General features: G+C 36.7%; 23 protein-coding genes and 1 pseudogene. 10 read left to right on the top strand and 14 right to left on the bottom strand.

The features are described from left to right. Positions 1 to 53 precede the first annotated feature (53 nt). Positions 54 to 233: a DUF2759 family protein gene (locus tag J416_RS05295; RefSeq protein ID WP_003466464.1), complete on the bottom strand. Its 180-nt coding sequence runs from the start codon at positions 231 to 233 to the stop codon at positions 54 to 56. A gap of 172 nt (positions 234 to 405) precedes the next feature. On the opposite strand from J416_RS05295, the gene J416_RS05290 reads away from it, so the two are divergent. Then, positions 406 to 1,023, top strand: a complete 618-nt coding sequence (locus J416_RS05290) for an MBL fold metallo-hydrolase (RefSeq protein ID WP_003466462.1) — start codon at positions 406 to 408, stop codon at positions 1,021 to 1,023. A gap of 122 nt (positions 1,024 to 1,145) precedes the next feature. Here J416_RS05290 and J416_RS05285 read toward each other — a convergent pair whose 3' ends face one another. From J416_RS05285 to comGA, 8 genes are all read right to left on the bottom strand, one after another. Beyond that, the gene (locus J416_RS05285) at positions 1,146 to 1,388 is read right to left on the bottom strand and encodes a DUF2626 family protein (protein ID WP_003466459.1); all 243 of its coding nucleotides are present in this window, start codon (positions 1,386 to 1,388) and stop codon (positions 1,146 to 1,148) included. Between the two features lie 116 nt (positions 1,389 to 1,504). Continuing rightward, positions 1,505 to 1,771 (bottom strand): hypothetical protein, encoded by a 267-nt coding sequence (locus J416_RS05280; RefSeq protein WP_156809517.1) that lies wholly within the window; start codon positions 1,769 to 1,771, stop codon positions 1,505 to 1,507. A gap of 67 nt (positions 1,772 to 1,838) precedes the next feature. Further along, positions 1,839 to 2,309, bottom strand: a complete 471-nt coding sequence (locus J416_RS05275) for a competence type IV pilus minor pilin ComGF (protein WP_156809516.1) — start codon at positions 2,307 to 2,309, stop codon at positions 1,839 to 1,841. Beyond that, positions 2,254 to 2,553 carry a hypothetical protein gene (locus J416_RS05270; RefSeq protein WP_003466451.1) on the bottom strand — a complete coding sequence of 100 codons (300 nt, stop codon included), beginning with the start codon at positions 2,551 to 2,553 and terminating at the stop codon, positions 2,254 to 2,256. The genes J416_RS05275 and J416_RS05270 overlap by 56 nt, the downstream gene beginning before the upstream one ends. 16 nt (positions 2,554 to 2,569) lie before the next feature. Continuing rightward, entirely contained in the window at positions 2,570 to 3,013 is a 444-nt protein-coding gene (gene comGD, locus J416_RS16670; protein ID WP_003466448.1) for a competence type IV pilus minor pilin ComGD, read from the bottom strand. Then, positions 3,010 to 3,327 carry a competence type IV pilus major pilin ComGC gene (gene comGC / locus J416_RS05260; protein WP_040513024.1) on the bottom strand — a complete coding sequence of 106 codons (318 nt, stop codon included), beginning with the start codon at positions 3,325 to 3,327 and terminating at the stop codon, positions 3,010 to 3,012. The genes comGD and comGC overlap by 4 nt, the downstream gene beginning before the upstream one ends. Before the next feature lie 38 nt (positions 3,328 to 3,365). Next, positions 3,366 to 4,421 (bottom strand): type II secretion system F family protein, encoded by a 1,056-nt coding sequence (locus J416_RS05255; RefSeq protein ID WP_003466442.1) that lies wholly within the window; start codon positions 4,419 to 4,421, stop codon positions 3,366 to 3,368. Continuing rightward, positions 4,378 to 5,397 carry a competence type IV pilus ATPase ComGA gene (gene comGA, locus J416_RS05250; protein WP_003466440.1) on the bottom strand — a complete coding sequence of 340 codons (1,020 nt, stop codon included), beginning with the start codon at positions 5,395 to 5,397 and terminating at the stop codon, positions 4,378 to 4,380. Before comGA ends, J416_RS05255 begins: the two co-directional genes overlap by 44 nt. Positions 5,398 to 5,510: 113 nt before the next feature. Between comGA and J416_RS05245 the strand changes: the two genes are divergently transcribed. The 3 genes and pseudogenes from J416_RS05245 to betA all read left to right on the top strand — a co-directional run bounded on the left by J416_RS05245 (position 5,511) and on the right by betA (position 8,226). Then, positions 5,511 to 6,020 (top strand): shikimate kinase, encoded by a 510-nt coding sequence (locus J416_RS05245; RefSeq protein ID WP_003466436.1) that lies wholly within the window; start codon positions 5,511 to 5,513, stop codon positions 6,018 to 6,020. A 71-nt stretch (positions 6,021 to 6,091) separates the two neighbouring features. Then, a complete protein-coding gene (locus tag J416_RS05240) occupies positions 6,092 to 6,271 on the top strand; it encodes a YqzE family protein (protein WP_003466433.1) in 180 nt (59 codons plus the stop codon). Positions 6,272 to 6,541: 270 nt separating this feature from the next. Further along, positions 6,542 to 8,226 (top strand): annotated as a pseudogene (gene betA / locus J416_RS05235) (choline dehydrogenase). Positions 8,227 to 8,292: 66 nt separating this feature from the next. Here betA and J416_RS15050 read toward each other — a convergent pair. The 4 genes from J416_RS15050 to J416_RS05220 form a co-directional block, all read right to left on the bottom strand. Next, the gene (locus tag J416_RS15050) at positions 8,293 to 8,829 is read right to left on the bottom strand and encodes a YqhG family protein (RefSeq protein WP_420805426.1); all 537 of its coding nucleotides are present in this window, start codon (positions 8,827 to 8,829) and stop codon (positions 8,293 to 8,295) included. 50 nt (positions 8,830 to 8,879) lie between these two features. After that, positions 8,880 to 9,095 carry a YqhG family protein gene (locus tag J416_RS16415; protein WP_003466429.1) on the bottom strand — a complete coding sequence of 72 codons (216 nt, stop codon included), beginning with the start codon at positions 9,093 to 9,095 and terminating at the stop codon, positions 8,880 to 8,882. Positions 9,096 to 9,098: 3 nt separating this feature from the next. After that, the gene (locus J416_RS05225) at positions 9,099 to 10,748 is read right to left on the bottom strand and encodes a DEAD/DEAH box helicase (RefSeq protein WP_003466427.1); all 1,650 of its coding nucleotides are present in this window, start codon (positions 10,746 to 10,748) and stop codon (positions 9,099 to 9,101) included. A 103-nt stretch (positions 10,749 to 10,851) separates the two neighbouring features. Further along, positions 10,852 to 11,250 carry a rhodanese-like domain-containing protein gene (locus tag J416_RS05220; protein WP_003466424.1) on the bottom strand — a complete coding sequence of 133 codons (399 nt, stop codon included), beginning with the start codon at positions 11,248 to 11,250 and terminating at the stop codon, positions 10,852 to 10,854. A 170-nt stretch (positions 11,251 to 11,420) separates the two neighbouring features. Here J416_RS05220 and mntR point away from each other — a divergent pair, with 170 nt between their 5' ends. Both mntR and J416_RS05210 read left to right on the top strand, forming a co-directional pair. Beyond that, on the top strand, positions 11,421 to 11,843 hold the full coding sequence (gene mntR / locus J416_RS05215; RefSeq protein ID WP_003466422.1) for a transcriptional regulator MntR: 423 nt from the start codon (positions 11,421 to 11,423) through the stop codon (positions 11,841 to 11,843). Between the two features lie 95 nt (positions 11,844 to 11,938). Continuing rightward, positions 11,939 to 12,856, top strand: a complete 918-nt coding sequence (locus tag J416_RS05210; protein WP_003466417.1) for a patatin-like phospholipase family protein — start codon at positions 11,939 to 11,941, stop codon at positions 12,854 to 12,856. Positions 12,857 to 12,935: 79 nt separating this feature from the next. Here the strand turns inward: J416_RS05210 and J416_RS05205 are convergent, their stop codons facing one another. Then, the gene (locus tag J416_RS05205; protein WP_003466413.1) at positions 12,936 to 13,322 is read right to left on the bottom strand and encodes an SA1362 family protein; all 387 of its coding nucleotides are present in this window, start codon (positions 13,320 to 13,322) and stop codon (positions 12,936 to 12,938) included. A gap of 221 nt (positions 13,323 to 13,543) precedes the next feature. On the opposite strand from J416_RS05205, the gene J416_RS05200 reads away from it, so the two are divergent. Genes J416_RS05200 through efp form a run of 4 tightly spaced genes read left to right on the top strand, consistent with a single transcriptional unit; the run spans position 13,544 to position 16,197 of the window. Then, entirely contained in the window at positions 13,544 to 14,029 is a 486-nt protein-coding gene (locus tag J416_RS05200; RefSeq protein WP_003466409.1) for a YqhR family membrane protein, read from the top strand. Positions 14,030 to 14,079: 50 nt separating this feature from the next. Beyond that, positions 14,080 to 14,508 (top strand): type II 3-dehydroquinate dehydratase, encoded by a 429-nt coding sequence (gene aroQ / locus J416_RS05195; protein WP_003466406.1) that lies wholly within the window; start codon positions 14,080 to 14,082, stop codon positions 14,506 to 14,508. Between the two features lie 35 nt (positions 14,509 to 14,543). Further along, the gene (locus J416_RS05190) at positions 14,544 to 15,614 is read left to right on the top strand and encodes a M24 family metallopeptidase (RefSeq protein ID WP_003466403.1); all 1,071 of its coding nucleotides are present in this window, start codon (positions 14,544 to 14,546) and stop codon (positions 15,612 to 15,614) included. A gap of 25 nt (positions 15,615 to 15,639) precedes the next feature. Further along, positions 15,640 to 16,197: an elongation factor P gene (gene efp, locus J416_RS05185; RefSeq protein ID WP_003466400.1), complete on the top strand. Its 558-nt coding sequence runs from the start codon at positions 15,640 to 15,642 to the stop codon at positions 16,195 to 16,197. The last annotated feature ends 54 nt before the right edge of the window (positions 16,198 to 16,251 follow it).

Below are 16,251 nucleotides of genomic sequence, written 5' to 3'. Positions count from 1 at the left end.
AAAATGAGGCATTTTATCGGTATTGATAAATGCCTCATTTTTTATGTTACCATTTAACTTTCGAATAGCGGACGAATGATTTCCCAATACAATGTTGCAATGGCGAAAAAACCAAATACTAATGTAGAAAGTCCAGAAAAGAAAACGCCAAACATGTTTTGTGATTTGAATTCACGAATAATCCCAATGATACAAACAATTGTCACTGCGAGCATGATAAAACCTAGTGTCATCTCAATATCCTCCTTACACATCTGAGTGCTTTATTTTTCATTGTTCACGAATCAAGGTATAATATGTATATTACATGTAAGTACTTCCCCATGTATTTTAAAACAAAATCCTTCATTTGTCTATGAAATCGGTTAGACAATCTTCAATGAAGCAAAGGAGTGAATGTGAACAATGGATATTGAAATGTATTCATTAGGACCATTGGGAACGAATTGTTATATCCTACATAATCAGACGGAGGCGATCATTGTTGATCCGTCCGGAGAGAGTGAAAAAATTATTGAAGTAATCGATCAATTAGAGAAAAAAGTGCTTGCCATATTTTTAACTCATACACATTTTGATCATATAGGGGCATTAGAACAAGTGCGACACTATTATCAAGCACCAGTTTACGTTCATCCTCAAGAAGCTGATTGGCTCAAAGACCCCGATATGAATTTATCAAACGTGTTTGGGGTAGGAGAGATCATTTGCCAAAAGGCTGATGACTACTTTGAAACAGGTACGTTTTCGGTCGGAAATTTCCAATTTGATATTAGACATATACCTGGTCATTCACCAGGAAGTGTTGTTTTTATTTTTACTAATGAAAAATGTGTTATCGCTGGAGATACATTATTCCAAATGGCCATTGGTCGCACTGATTTACCAGGAGGTGATACAGAGCAACTCATAAAACATGTGAATCAAAAGCTGTTAACATTGCCTGATAATTATCGAATTTACCCTGGGCATGGCCCTGCGACAACAATCGGACAAGAACGACAAGAAAACCCATTTCTGTGATATGATTAATGATAAATAATTAAATCGTGAAAAGTGTATTTGCTGCACTTTGTCTTGCCTCCTTTACATTGCAGAACAAAAAAGCACGCCTGACCGATTTTTTCGATCAAAGCGTGCTTTTTTTAATGTCCAAAACCAGGTACCAGTACAAAGTTGGTATAGAAGGTGAAACCAATAAAAAACACGGTACAATACGCTGCAAATAAATACATATACATTCTTTCAGACAAATTTAAATAACCTACGCCAAGAAAGAAAATTGTTTGAGCTAAAAATAAATATACCATTGCTTCCATTTCACCAACATAAAACATGACCGTGAAAATTCCAGTCCAGAAGGCTAACATACGAAATACTCGATCCATTGTTTCCCCCTCCTTCTATACAGAGCTAAACTATGTAACAAAATCATTATAAACCAGACAAACAGAAAAGTAAATTACATTTCTATTATACCACCAGTTTGCCCATTTATAAACGATTAATGTGAATTTCTAGGTACATGTAATGTTAATGTTCTACGATGGCCATCCTTTGTGTTCAATTCGATCACATAATTTGCCCTGTCAAATTTAAGTTGTTGAGAATAAACTTTCACATCACCATTAGGAAAATGATACGTTATGGGGAAATTCACATCTTCCTTTTCTTCTTGTAGTGATTGTTTCCCCATTTGATACAAGCTGTGAAACTGATATTGGATTAAGTCATTTTCAGTAGCTCTTTGGGTATACTGATATTGTGACATTTGAAAAAAAGCCATTAAAAAAAGAAGATGAAGGAGGATTAATACAAAAGGAAATACATATCCATTTTCATGATTCTGTCTTGTAGTAAATGTCCTTTTCATACGATCCTCCGTCCTTTGTTATTATCTTCATTGTAATAACGCCATGATGAGATTGAACAGAAAATGATTGAAGCGAGAAAAGTAAATAGTCATTTCCTTGATGATTGACCTGACGCAGCACTTTATCTTTTGTTCTACCAATGGTGACCAATTCTTGATCAGTATTGGTAAATTGTAATTGATTGGATTGTACATGAACATTTTCTGATGTTTTTAATTCATCTAATACGAAATGAAAAAATTGGCGTACCTCTAAATCAGTTCTATTATCTGCCGTTGAGGAAAGTTGGATAATCTGTGTAGCAAAGTGGAATAAGAGAATTGTTATGGTTAAACTGACCAATGTAGAGACCATGGAAAATCCTAATTGTTTATTCTGGTTACCCGTAGAGACAATACTTTTGTTGTTGGTTTCGTTCACTGACCCAAGTGGCACAGACCTCTTTCACTCCTTTCGTTGTTTCGGTGTGGATATGGACAGGTTGTTCAATAAGGTGATTGACAGAGCGATCGATGTCAGTGGCGTCATTAATCGTCGTTTCCCTGACGATATCATGTACGTAACTTGCGATGATACGTTTTTGATATAATGATTTTTCATCGAGTTGGACTTGAACGAGCAATTGAAAAATAAAAATACAAATGGTAAAGAAAAGAAGACTGGCGATAAGCACTTCCATCATGATATATCCAGTTTCAGTTTGCTTTCTCAGAATAACACCGTCCTTTACCTAGAGGACAAGTCAAAAAGTACTTATTTGTTCCTGTTTGAATTGTGAGTGTCCCAGGTTTTTTGAGATATCCTCTGTGTGAAAATTCGATTGGAAATTGTAGGGTGTTCGATGCGATTGACCAATTTCGGGGATAGGATCGAGTGAGAACTGTTTGGCCGTATCCTACTTTTCTAACATGGTAACGATTATGATCGCGATCGAGTGTTAGATAATACGGTGTAGTGCTAATTAGATTGTTTTGTTGCATCCATAATAAATCTTGGTTCCATTGCGTCAAAAAATACTGATACTGAAAATGATGATAGATCTTTATGCTCATAGTGGTTGATAAAGTAAGCAGTACAAGTGACACGCTTAACACAATTAGAATTTCAATAATGGTAAATCCTGATTGCTTTTCATTCATCCGTTTGAATCCTCGATGGAGAAGGCAGGGTCTGCGTCTTGTTGATAAACAAGCTGACTTTGCCCGTTATTACATGTGATTTCTTCTAAATAACCTTCATCTTCTAATTGTTGTGCAGTCTCAAGTGATGTTTCTGTTTCAATTTCATAAGCAAGTCTTTGACTTTCTGCTAATTCAACTAACGCATCACAGCTTTTCGCTTGAATTTCCGCATTCCGATCTGCCAAATTGGGGATTAATAGGATGAACAACAGACTGATAACAGCAAGTACGATTAGCATTTCGATTAAAGTGAAACCTTTTTGATTTCTCAACAATGTAATTCCTCCCTCAATAAATTAATGTTTTCTCCTTAAATGGTTTTCATCAGATCAAACATCGGTAACATAAATGATAAATAAATCACGATAATAAATAACGCAATGAAACAAAACAAAATCGGTTGAAGTAGACGTACCCAATGATGGAGGAGTTTTTCCATCGTATCAAAGGCAAATGTGGCATAAACATTTAAATCTTGAGCGAGCTGATTCGTGTTTTTGTTTTTCTGAAATATGCTTGATAGTTCATCCTCGAGTAGTACGGCATCGTTAATTAACCGTTGTATGGGTAGGCCTTCACGAAGCCCTTGTGTAATATGAAAACATACATCACGAATATACGCATTGTTGTCTTTTTTTTGTAAAAGGGTGAGAGCATCTTTCAACGTGATACCAGTATCTAATAGTGATGATGTATGCACACAAAACAAAAAGGATAGTTGCAATTTCTTATATACTCGATAAAAAGGAATTCGTAAAATCCATCGAGTCTTCGTTGTCAATTTTACTCTTTGTTTTAGCAGCCCTGGAAATGTAACGCCAATGATTGTGAGTATAATCGCAACTAACAAACAATAAAAAATCGACTCAATCATCCATCGGGACCAATAAAAGATATGAGACGTTTGATCACCAGTGAAAAATTGTTGGAAAGAGGGGAAAATGGATGTTTTCATAAAGTAAACAATGATGAAAAACATAAGAAATAGCATCATCGGGTATCGCGACATTTGTTTTAATTTGGTCAAAAAGTAGATTTGTTGCTTGAGCATCATACAACACTGATATAGACCAGCAGTTATTTTTCCATGTTTGAGTGAAATCGTAAGAAATGAAATAATTTGTGGGTGAAACTTCGCCAATTTCAAAGCTTGGACAAATGATTGGCCTGTCAATAATGTGTTGGTAATTTGTTCAGCTGTTGATGCTAATTTTTCTTCCCACGCTACCATTTGTAGTGCATCATGCAATGGATAACCATGTTCAAGTAATTGGTGTAGACGAGAGAGAAAATGATGTTGATCGGACAATGATAGGCTTTTCTTAAAATGTGGTATGTGAAAGAACGGCTTGCGTAGTGAAACCATAAGCGAACGCTTTCCTCCTTAATCGGTTAAACGTATCATGAGTGAGTGTATCTACATCACGATATGGTTTTTGAATGAGTTGGTATAATGGGTCTCCTTCGAGCGTTTCAATGATAGCAGCACGTTGTTGACGTTGCTTTTGTAGTTGAATTGGGAGTAGCTGCAAAGAGGCAATCGAAATTAGGTTTTGTTCAAGGTCAAGATGAGATAAGCCCATTTCTAATAATCGCTGAATGGTACCTTTCGTGTTTTTCGCATGAAGTGTTGATAAAACCAGGTGGCCTGTTAATGCAGCGCGAAATACAAAATGGGCCGTCGCTTGATCTCTTATTTCTCCTACCATAATAACGTCAGGGTCATGACGTAATACCGCTTTTAATCCTTCATGGTACGTTAATCCTGATTGCTGATTTACTTGAACTTGTATCATGTGTGGTAACTGCTTTTCAATCGGATCCTCTAATGAGATGGTCTGAAGGGAATGATTTTGATTCAGCACATGAAGCATTGCATATAACATTGTTGTTTTTCCACTACCTGTAGGACCGGTGAGAAGAATCAAACCTGATCGTTGTTGTAACCAATTCATCATTTGGTTGTATTGTTGTGGAAACAGTAGTAAATCTTGAAGGGTCTGAAGTTCAGATTGTGGTAAGATGCGAATCGCTAAGCTTTCATTTGGATAGACAGGTAATGTGGATATTCTGAGAGCATACCGCTTTTCTGCAAAATCAATCGTTAACGAACCGTTTTGGGCAAGTTGTTCTTCTCCAATATCCATATTGGCAACAAATTTAAAATAGGATAAAATGGTTTGGAAGCGAGAAAGTGGAATGGATTCAATAAAATAGCGCCTGCCTTGTATTCGATGGAAAATCTCAACGTTGGGTGGATTTGGGCAACAATGGATATCTGAGGCATTGGATTGAATGGCAGCATAGATGAGTTGATAGGCTTGTTTCGAAGTCGTAACCAATGGATGCGTTCACCTCCTTATTGTTTTAGAAACATGTTACAATACTAATATTCGACCTTTAATCAAAAAATCCTGCAATATTTTCAAAAAATTTTTTAAAAGGGGGAAGCAGCATGCATAGTATATATCTCGTTGGTTTTATGGGGAGTGGAAAAACAAGTATAGCAAAAGGTTTGCAGCAGTGGTTGAGAATGGAGACATATGATACAGATGCGTTAATCGAAGCAAATTATGGACAATCCATTCCTAAGATATTTGCAGAAGATGGGGAAGAGACATTTCGCCAATATGAAACCAATACGTTAAAACAGACGGTTCAAGAAGATGCCATTGTTGCAACGGGTGGCGGCATTGTCGAACGAGAAGAAAATCGTAGCTGGTTAAAGGAACACGGAATTGTCATATTTTTAGAAACGTCCTGGGACGAAATTAATCGGCGTTTAATACATGATACCTCACGACCTATATGGAATAATCAAAACAGAGATAAACATGCTCTCTTACATAGAAGAACACCTTTATATGAGGAAGTTGCCGATAAAACAGTCATAACGGATGATAAGTCAGTTGAACAGATTTGTGATGAAATCATTGCATTTGTGCATAAGATTGAAAAAGATTGAAGAAAAACATAAACGATGCATATTTCACGTAATGATAGGTCATAATAAGTAACAAAAAGAGGTGGGATTTCATGTCGGGTAATGATTATGTTAAATATATGACCCAGCAAATTGTTCGATATATGGATACACCAAAACCAGAGCGAAAAAAAATAAAACAAGAGAAAAAAGAAGAACCTATCATATATTCGAGTAAATGGTTCGGTGTGTTACCATTTGCCTTCCGATTGTTATTAAAAAAACGAAAGTAAACATTCACTCACATGTCGTGAGTGAATTTTTTTATGTATATAACAGAACACTCGAAAGCGGTTATGTCAAGTGTTCATATCCTCCAGATGAATAAGAACAACACACCGAAATCTATAACGAAGGTTTACACGATAGCTACATTGTGTTACATTAAAATTGTTAAATTCGTTAAAAAATATTTTAACACTTTTAATGAAGTGTTAATAGAACATTGTAGTGATGAGCAAAGGATCCAAATCCTTGCTTTCATATTTAAGGAGGTTTATAACATGAGTGAAACATTTGATTATGTCATTGTTGGAGCCGGTAGTGCAGGATCTATCCTTGCCAACCGTTTAACAGAAGATGGTACAAAGAGTGTTTTAGTGTTAGAAGCAGGTCGGAGTGATTATCCATGGGATTTGTTAATTCAAATGCCAGCTGCTTTACCATTCCCGGCAGGAAAAAGTTTATATGATTGGAGATACGAAACGGATCCAGAACCATATATGGATGGTCGTCGCGTAAAGCATGCTCGTGGTAAGGTGCTTGGTGGTTCAAGTTCAATCAATGGAATGATATATCAACGTGGAAACCCAATGGATTATGAACGTTGGGGAGGAGACGATGGTATGGAAAATTGGAATTTTGCACATTGTCTTCCATATTTTAAGCGATTAGAAAATACGCTAGGTGCAGAATCCAGTGATGAGTATCGCGGACATGACGGCCCTTTCACATTAGAACGTGGGCCAGCTAAAAACCCTTTATTTAAAGCTTTCTTTGATTCAGCTGTTGAAGCTGGGTATTCACGAACACCAGATGTCAATGGGTACCGTCAAGAAGGTTTTGGTCCATTTGATAAACATGTGCATAATGGCAGACGTATGTCGGCATCTCGCGCTTATTTACGACCAGTAATGAATCGTAAAAATTTAACTGTAAAAACACGTGCTTTCGTTTCTAGTATTAACTTTGACGGTAAAAAAGCAACAGGATTAACATATACAAGAAACGGAAGAACACATCATGTAACAGCAGGTGAAGTCATTCTTTCTGGTGGTGCGATTAACACGCCACAATTGTTACAACTCTCAGGTGTAGGCGAAGCGGAACATTTACGTTCACTAGGTATTGAACCTGTTGTGAATCTTCCAGGAGTTGGTGAAAACTTACAAGATCATTTGGAAGCATATATTCAGTACGCTTGTCCGCAACCCGTATCAGAACAACCAAACTTAAATAAATTGAAAATGCCTTGGATTGGATTACAGTGGATATTTGGCCGCAAAGGACCGGCAGCAACAAACCATTTTGAAGGTGGAGGTTTTGTTCGTTCTAATGAGAATGTTGATTATCCGAATTTAATGTTCCATTTCCTTCCATTAGCGGTTCGTTACGATGGACAAAAAGCGGAAGCGAAACACGGCTTTCAAGTGCACGTTGGCCTATGTACTCTGATGCGCGTGGATCCATCAAAATTCGTTCCACTGATCCAAAAGAACATCCGAGTATGGTGTACAACTATCTTTCAACTGAACAAGATCGTCGTGAGTGGGTGGAAGCCGTACGAATTACACGGAAGATTATGTCACAGCCTTCTATGGCTCCATATAATTCAGGTGAAATTTCTCCTGGTCCTGAAGTTCAAACAGATGATGAAATATTGGATTGGGTAGCAAAAGATGCTGAAACGGCTCTTCATCCATCTTGTACGGCAAAAATGGGACCTGAATCAGATCCGATGGCTGTTGTCGATCCTAAGTCTATGAAAGTTCATGGGCTTGAAAATTTGCGTGTCGTTGATGCATCAGCTATGCCTTATGTCACAAATGGAAATATTCACGCACCTGTTTTAATGTTAGCAGAAAAAGCAGCAGACTTAATTCGTGGCAAGAAACCATTAGACCCAGAACATCTCGAATTTTATCGCCATGGTGTTGATCCAGCTGATGCTGGAACTGTAAAAGGTTAAAGAGATACGAACTTGGCTTTCAACATTCAATAATGTTGAAAGCCAAGTTTTGCTTATCATAGCGGTTTATGATGAGATCATTTTCTTTGTTCCTTGTTCCGTGAGATAAAATAATCCAGCATTAATCACTTCCATTTTTATCTTAGGCAAGAGCCGTTCTTCTAAATGAGACCGTTCTTGTTGATAAAGGTCTTTTTCATCCTCATTGTTTTGATAAAAATAGTCCAGCAATGTTTTTTCTTCTTCAAACTGTTGAACTGATTCTTTTACCCATTGTTCATCACGATCCAATAAGTTATTTTCAGCATAATCAAATAAACGACGATAACCACTGGAAGGTTTAATTATTGGTGAAAGCGTATAACTGTAGTCATTAATCGTTTGATCGAGAGAAAGGTTTGCAAGCTTATCCATCATTTTTGTTGTCATAATGCCGTTAATTAAATGAAGACCAATAGAGTGAATTGTTTCTTTCTTTTGTTTTCCAACATAATTCCACTTTAAGTTCACTACTAACCATGGATAAAGTGCTGTTTTTCTATGGCCGTCAGTTACTTGGTATAATACGGTGCATGAAGCTTTTTCTTGTATATAGCGAAAAATTTGGTGTAAGCGAGGACTACCAAAATGAATCCATTCTCTTTTCTCATCATCTAGAGGCTGGTTGCTACATAAAATTCAAGCGTCATCGGATCTCCTTTACGTCCAATCTTATCCATGTAATGCCAATAAAAGGGGCGGTTCATCAATGCTTCATCTAATTCGCGAGTTAATTGAACAGAAAGCGCATGTTGATCTGAAATGCTCACATGGCATTCTTGATGCTCAAAAAAATCTTTTAAAAAATGGAACAAGTTTGTGATTTCCATGGATTATCCCCCTGTTTGTTTTTCTTGGTGAAATGAGTGGATCGCAGACGTGAGATTTTCTAATTTAATCCGTGTTTCTCCATCGGATTGTGATTCTTGAAAAATCTGTTTCACTTCTTGTTCAAAATCATCGACTTCTAACTTTTGCAAAATTTCATCCAGATGGCCGACGAGTTGTTCAAACATGTCGATCTTTTTATATAATAATTTCATCACATGTTCTTCGATTGTGTTACGAATAGCAAAATTATAAATCATAACATCTTGGGATTGTCCGAACCGATGAATTCGTCCAATTCGTTGTTCAAGCCGCATCGGATTCCATGGAAGGTCATAATTCACTAAATGGTGACAAAATTGAAGGTTTATGCCCTCACCGGCAGCTTCTGTTGCGATCATTACTTGTGCTTGATTTTGGAAGAGTTGTCGCATCCAATCTTTCTTCCCTTTTTTAAACCCCCCTCGATAAATAACGGCCAGTATATTCTCTTGCCGTAATAACCATTGTAAATAAATCTGTGTCGCCCGGTATTCAGTAAACACGATAAATTTTTCATCCGTTTGTTGAATCAACTCAATTAGCTTTAATGCTTTTGCGTGGTGAGGAAGTTGTTCAATTTCATGTATGATGTTCGACAATTCATTGCTAAACATATTTTCTTGTTGCTGTTGAGCTAAAAGTTTTTTTAAAGATAAATAGCAGGCTTCTCTTGAAGAACAAAGCTCGCGTTTATAAGTGACGGAAGAGACCTTCTGCAGTGCTTGAAATGTATGATTTAATTGGTTGTATAGATCTTGTTCGTCGCGAGAATAATCAACCCAAATCGTTTCAACGTGACGCTTAGTCCACTGCACTTTTGTGTCACTTCGCCGATTACGTATCATCACCTTATGTATTAACTTCTTTAGGTAGGGATCGTGATCGAATTGTTTTTGTTGATGACGATAAGTTTTCATAAATTCGTCATATGTACCTAAATATCCTGGTTTCAGTAAACTGATCAGATTGAATATATCGGACAAACGATTTTGAATTGGAGTTGCTGTTAATAATAAACAGTATTTCTTTTTAATGGATTGGACTAATGAAAAGTTTTTCGTCTTATGATTTTTTAATTTATGGGCTTCATCAATGATGACAAAATCATAGTCTTGTTCTAACACTTCTTTTCGATGTTTGCTTTGCTTGGCTGTATCCAACGTTGTAATTAATATATTTGTTTCTTTCCAATGGATTCGCTTTCGTGCGGTAACGGCTGGTATACGAAATTTTTGATTCAATTCTATCGCCCATTGATTCACAAGAGAAGCAGGTACAAGAATCAAGACTTTCTTTACTAGTCCACGTAGCATGTATTCTTTTAAAATCAGCCCAGCTTCAATGGTTTTTCCAAGTCCAACTTCATCTGCTAATAATGCTCGTCCATTCATATCTTGAATGACTCTTTCAGCGCACTCGAGTTGATGGGGGAGTAAAGATAGATCTGGTAAGAACTTTGGTGCAACGAGCTGGTCAAAATCTGGTACCTTCATCGTTTCTGCGATTTGATAGGATTTCTGAAATAGCTCCCAGTCTGTTGTTTGTTTTGGATCATTCATCATTTCTAAAAATGAATCTAATGCCAATGCATCATGTTCGATTTCAATATTCATAGTCATCCATCCTATATACGTCAAGTCTTCCAATAGATAGTTTGGACAATCATTTAGGGAATATGCATCGTGTAAATGTAAAAAAACCAGGATATTCCTGGTTTTAGTCTAATTTCTTTGGTTTTTTAATCTTTCCTGTCCATTTTTTGAAACCGCCTTGTAATTGATACAACTTGTCTTTATCATATCCTTGTTTATGAAGCACGAGTGCTGCACGAGCAGAACGAGCTCCGCTTTGACAGTAAAAATAAACAGGCTGGTCTTTACGTATTTCGTTTAGACGCTGTTTAAGTTGCGTCATTGGAATGTTACGTGCACCGAGAATATGTCCACCATCAAACTCTTTCGGTTCACGTACGTCAATCAATTGAGCTTTTCGATAACCTTCACGAAATTGTTTTTGTGTTAAAGTTGTAATCACTTGTTTTTGCCTCATATATCGATAAACAAGGAAAATAATAACGACGACAAGTATTCCGATTAAAATAAATAAATCTGACATTTTGCTCCCTCACTTTTTTCTTTCTAAAATCCTCTAGTATGGATTATACCATTTTTGATGATGAAATAAAGAGAAAGATTTTTCATGAATCATATAGTCATGCTTGTCTGATGGTTGATTCTATTGTATCCTTTAATTTACAAGCAATACGATGAACGGGGGAACGCAAGATGCCGACGCCAACGATGGAAGATTACATTGAACAAATTTATTTACTCATAGAAACGAAAGGTTATGCTAGAGTCTCTGCTATTGCTGAAGCATTGCAAGTGAAGCCATCATCCGTTACTAAAATGGTGCAAAAGTTAGATCGTGATGATTATTTGAATTATGAAAAGTACCAAGGGTTAATTTTAACAGCGAAAGGAAAGAAAATTGGTAAGCGCCTTGTGTATCGCCACGAGTTACTTGAACAATTTTTACATATTATCGGTGTTGACGATGAAAATATTTATCGAGATGTTGAAGGAATCGAGCACCATTTAAGCTGGAACTCCATTGATCGGATCGGTGACTTAGTCCAATATTTTGAAGAGGATTCAGATCGACAGAAAGCGTTAGAGCAAACACGAAACAAATTAGAGAAAAGCTAAAATTTTAAATGGTAAAAACCGTTCAATTTTGTTCTAACGAAGAATGGATGGCGTATAATTGAAGTATATGCCAGTTCCAGTTAGGGTGACTCGGTATGCAAATCGATGGTGTTTTTTCCGGTGGTGGAGTCAAAGCATTTGTCTTTATTGGTGCTTTAGAAGCATTGGAAGATAGGGGCATTTCATTTTATCGTGTGGCGGGTACGTCTGCAGGTGCGTTATTTGCCACTTTAGTTGTGGCTGGGTATCGTTCAAGTCAACTGAAAGAAATGTTTTTACAACTGGATTTGTCGACTTTTTTAGATCAATCAAGATGGGGAAAGTATTTTCCTTTTATAAAATGGCTCACCCTGTATAAAACGATGGGATTATATCGTGGAAAAGCCTTTGAAACTTGGCTGATGAAACAACTTAAGCGACAAGGGATCCATACCTTTCATGATATTATGGATCATCGTTTACGAATCGTTGCTGCTGACATTACATTAAGCAGAATTGTCGTTTTCCCAGATGATTTAGATCGTTATTATCATATAAATCCTCGTCATTTCTCTATAGCACAAGCGGTTCGAAGTAGCATCTCCATTCCTTATTTTTTTCGCCCAGCCAAAATCATCAATCCACTGTCAAAACAAAGAAGTCTACTAGTTGATGGTATGATATCGAGCAATTTCCCGTTATGGTTATTTGACCAAGACGATCAAGTAAAGAACGCTCGCCCTGTACTCGGCATGCAATTAACGGATCCGAAACAATATTTTGCCCATAAAAAAGTTAATAACGCAGTGGATTTGTTAAAAGCTATGATTGATACGATGCGAAAGGCATCAGATACTCGTTATATTTCGAAAAATGTTGCGAATAAAATTTTATTCTTCCCAGTTGATGAGATCGATTCGACTCGTTTTGACTTGACGAGAGAAGAGAAAGAACGGTTAATTGATTATGGATACCAACGGACAACATCTTTTTTGCGTCAATGGTTATATAACGGAACGAAACAACAGATTTGATTGCGATGAATCGTTGAGTCATTGTAAAAACTAGGTTGCGTAAGTGCAGCCTAGTTTTCTCTTTCTCACGGATTTTCTCTTATAATGAAGCACGATCTTTCTTTTTTTGTTTATTGCCATCGATGACACGAAGGTGTGGCGCATGTTTTCGTGAAGGTTTGTTTTTAATGGATGGTTTCTTTCGTATATTTGAAGGCTTACTAACAGGGTTCGCTTTTGGTCTTTTACCGTATTTTTGTTTCGATTGTTTGACAGCCTGACGATATTTTTTTAATTCATTGTTTGATGTCATCCGTCTGTATATAAAAAAATAATAGATCAGACCAAAAATTACAGCGCCTATCAATAATGAAATCAGCAGATTCTTGATCAGTATTCCAGGATTATTGAACATAGAAACGGTAAAACCAACGATAGCTAAACCGATCAAGATATACAATAACCAAGCACTTTTTCGTTGAAACATTCATGGTCCTCCTTTAATCATCGTTGCAGAGAATGGTGTTCTTATTATAGTTATACCCGTTTTGTACTGGTAATTATACAGAAAGTTTCATATTTCATTTCATGAGTCAAAAGGTCTTCTTTTTTATTTTAAGAAAAATCTTCTAAAATAACTAGTGAAAATTGTCGTTTTGGATGAAATTTTTTTATTTTGGTTATCCTATCATGATGAGGTGATGAAGAATGCGCTATGTGAGAAGAAAAGAAGAGGAAAAACAGCCGCCGATTTATCCACGGGTCATTAGTGTTGGTTTCTTTGGTGGGTTCATTTGGAGTGTAATCGCTGCTATCGCAGGATACTTTCAATTTACGGAAGTGACACCAAAGACCATTATATTACGTTCATGGTTACAAACCAGCTGGTCGGACCAATGGTTAGGACAATGGATTTCAATCTTTGTGATTAGTATGCTTTCGATTGGGATTGCTTTTGTATTTTATTTACTATTCAGAAAGATTAAAGGGATTTGGATAGGTATCGTTTTTGGGCTCAGTTTATGGGCGCTAATTTTTTGGCTGTTAGAACCTATATTTGAGAATATTTCGCCATTATATCAAATGGATAGTGATACGATTGTCACAACGATTTGTTTGTTTATACTTTATGGGGTTTTTATCGGTTATTCGATATCTTTTTCTTATCAACAGCGTTTATATGAAAATCAATAATCAGTTATGTTATGATAGAACAAACAGTTAGAAAAGGGATAGGATGTTTTATGGGAAAGCTATTATTGTTGAATGGACCGAACTTGAATCGGTTAGGTAAACGAGAGCCAGATATTTATGGTGATGAAACGTTAAAAGATGTAGAAGAAAAAGCCAAACAGTTGGCTGCGTCTTATGATTGGGAACTTGAAGCCAAACAGTCGAATCATGAAGGGGAATTAATTGATTGGATACACCAAGCAGACCAAGGGTATAATGGGATTATCTTTAACCCTGGAGCATATACACATACAAGTATTGCTTTACGGGATGCGATTGCTTCGATTGCAGTTCCAGTACTAGAAGTACATATATCCAATATTCATCAAAGAGAATCGTTTCGTCATCAATCCATGCTTGCACCAGTCTGCTCTGGACAAATTGTAGGATTTGGAACGAAAGGGTATCAATTAGCTATTATATCCTTTGTTCAAACATAAATGGAAAGAATCTGAATACCTAAGGGAGAGGTTTTATGGATAAAGTCAGTCAATTACAATCGCAATTAAAAACTCAAAATATAGACGGAGTACTTATTACAAATCCAATTAATCGTAGGTATATGACGGGATTTACAGGAACAAGCGGTATCGTTGTTATTTCACGTGAAGATGCTATTTTTATTACGGATTTTCGCTATATTGAGCAAGCTAATCAAGAAGTGAGTAACAACTTTACCATTAAAGAGCATAAAGGTCCTATTGTCGACACAGTGGCTGAAATTGTTGATCAACTGAATTTGACATCAATTGGTTTTGAACAACAACATCTGACGTATGCAGCATATGAACAATATCGAAAAAAATTGAAGACTGATTTTGTACCAACGAGCGATCTAATTGATAAAATACGCTTGATTAAATCAGAAAATGAGCTTAGTATATTAAAGGAAGCATGTAACATAGCAGATAAAGCCTATGATTATATCTTAGATGTCATCAAGCCTGGTGTAAAAGAAATTGATGTGGCGAATGAACTTGAATTTTACATGAGAAGACAAGGGGCCCAATCTTCAAGCTTTGATATAATTGTCGCTTCTGGCTATCGGGGAGCACTTCCGCATGGTGTTGCTTCAACAAAAAAAATTCAAGCAGGAGAGTTAGTCACGCTTGACTTTGGAGCAATTTATCAAGGGTATTGTTCGGACATTACACGTACGGTTGCAGTTGGTGCGATCGATGAAGAATTACATACGATTTATGAGACGGTTCTTTCTGCTCAAAAGAAGGGAGTAGAAGGGATTCAAGCCGGTTTGACTTGCAAAGAGGCAGATGCATTAACGCGAGATCATATTAAGGCGGCAGGTTATGGAGAATATTTTGGTCATGCGACTGGGCATGGACTTGGTTTAGAAGTTCATGAACAACCAGCGTTATCTTATCGTTCCACAAAACCATTAGAAGCAGGTATGGTGGTTACAGTTGAACCAGGGATTTATGTTCCAAATGTTGGAGGTTGTCGTATCGAGGATGATATTGTGATTACGGAAAATGGAAACGAACGTCTATCACATGCTAATAAAGAACTTGTGCAACTTCCAGGTTAATTGACAGAAATGAGGAGGAATACGGATGATTTCAGTAAATGATTTAAAGACAGGATTAACAATTGAGGTAGAAAATAGTATTTGGCAAGTTATGGATTTCCAACACGTAAAGCCTGGTAAAGGGGCGGCGTTTGTCCGAACAAAGCTACGTAACTTGAGAAATGGAAATATTCAAGAAAAAACATTTCGTGCTGGTGAGAAAGTTAATCGCGCACATATTGAAAATCGGAAAATGCAATATTTATATGCTTCCGGTGATTCACATGCATTTATGGATATGGATACATTTGAGCAGGTTGAATTACCAACTGAACAAATTGAGCACGAATTGCAATATATCAGAGAAAATTCTGAAGTAAATATCTTATTTTATGAAGGAGAAACGATTGGACTTGATCTCCCTAATAATGTCGAATTAGAAGTTGTCGAAACAGAACCTGGTATTAAAGGTGATACGGCAAGTGGTGGAACAAAACCTGCTACACTTGAAACAGGCCTAACTGTACAAGTACCACTCTTTGTGAACGAAGGGGAAAGATTAATCATTAGTACGAACGAAGGTAAATATATTTCTCGAGCATAAACCAAGGGCAGTGGAGCGATTATCGCTTCACTGTTTTTTTGTTTATCATTCGTT

This window comes from Gracilibacillus halophilus YIM-C55.5, assembly GCF_000359605.1.
Classification (GTDB): domain Bacteria; phylum Bacillota; class Bacilli; order Bacillales; family Amphibacillaceae; genus Gracilibacillus; species Gracilibacillus halophilus.
The sequence above is the reverse complement of the archived record's forward strand: the minus strand, read 5'-3'. Positions and strand labels throughout refer to the sequence as shown.

What these genes read in the sequence shown, in the direction of transcription:
- comGD (WP_003466448.1), bottom strand. Translation starts at nt 3,013, where the DNA reads ATGAATGAAAAGCAATCAGGATTTACCATTATTGAAATTCTAATTGTG.
- J416_RS05285 (WP_003466459.1), bottom strand. Translation starts at nt 1,388, where the DNA reads ATGGATCGAGTATTTCGTATGTTAGCCTTCTGGACTGGAATTTTCACG.
- J416_RS05255 (WP_003466442.1), bottom strand. Translation starts at nt 4,421, where the DNA reads ATGGTTTCACTACGCAAGCCGTTCTTTCACATACCACATTTTAAGAAA.
- J416_RS05220 (WP_003466424.1), bottom strand. Translation starts at nt 11,250, where the DNA reads ATGTCAGATTTATTTATTTTAATCGGAATACTTGTCGTCGTTATTATT.
- J416_RS16415 (WP_003466429.1), bottom strand. Translation starts at nt 9,095, where the DNA reads ATGGAAATCACAAACTTGTTCCATTTTTTAAAAGATTTTTTTGAGCAT.
- J416_RS05270 (WP_003466451.1), bottom strand. Translation starts at nt 2,553, where the DNA reads ATGGAAGTGCTTATCGCCAGTCTTCTTTTCTTTACCATTTGTATTTTT.
- J416_RS05200 (WP_003466409.1), top strand. Translation starts at nt 13,544, where the DNA reads ATGCGCTATGTGAGAAGAAAAGAAGAGGAAAAACAGCCGCCGATTTAT.
- J416_RS05210 (WP_003466417.1), top strand. Translation starts at nt 11,939, where the DNA reads ATGCAAATCGATGGTGTTTTTTCCGGTGGTGGAGTCAAAGCATTTGTC.
- efp (WP_003466400.1), top strand. Translation starts at nt 15,640, where the DNA reads ATGATTTCAGTAAATGATTTAAAGACAGGATTAACAATTGAGGTAGAA.
- mntR (WP_003466422.1), top strand. Translation starts at nt 11,421, where the DNA reads ATGCCGACGCCAACGATGGAAGATTACATTGAACAAATTTATTTACTC.
- J416_RS05280 (WP_156809517.1), bottom strand. Translation starts at nt 1,771, where the DNA reads ATGTCACAATATCAGTATACCCAAAGAGCTACTGAAAATGACTTAATC.
- aroQ (WP_003466406.1), top strand. Translation starts at nt 14,080, where the DNA reads ATGGGAAAGCTATTATTGTTGAATGGACCGAACTTGAATCGGTTAGGT.
- J416_RS05295 (WP_003466464.1), bottom strand. Translation starts at nt 233, where the DNA reads ATGACACTAGGTTTTATCATGCTCGCAGTGACAATTGTTTGTATCATT.
- J416_RS05290 (WP_003466462.1), top strand. Translation starts at nt 406, where the DNA reads ATGGATATTGAAATGTATTCATTAGGACCATTGGGAACGAATTGTTAT.
- J416_RS05205 (WP_003466413.1), bottom strand. Translation starts at nt 13,322, where the DNA reads ATGTTTCAACGAAAAAGTGCTTGGTTATTGTATATCTTGATCGGTTTA.
- J416_RS05245 (WP_003466436.1), top strand. Translation starts at nt 5,511, where the DNA reads ATGCATAGTATATATCTCGTTGGTTTTATGGGGAGTGGAAAAACAAGT.
- J416_RS05225 (WP_003466427.1), bottom strand. Translation starts at nt 10,748, where the DNA reads ATGAATATTGAAATCGAACATGATGCATTGGCATTAGATTCATTTTTA.
- J416_RS05240 (WP_003466433.1), top strand. Translation starts at nt 6,092, where the DNA reads ATGTCGGGTAATGATTATGTTAAATATATGACCCAGCAAATTGTTCGA.
- J416_RS05190 (WP_003466403.1), top strand. Translation starts at nt 14,544, where the DNA reads ATGGATAAAGTCAGTCAATTACAATCGCAATTAAAAACTCAAAATATA.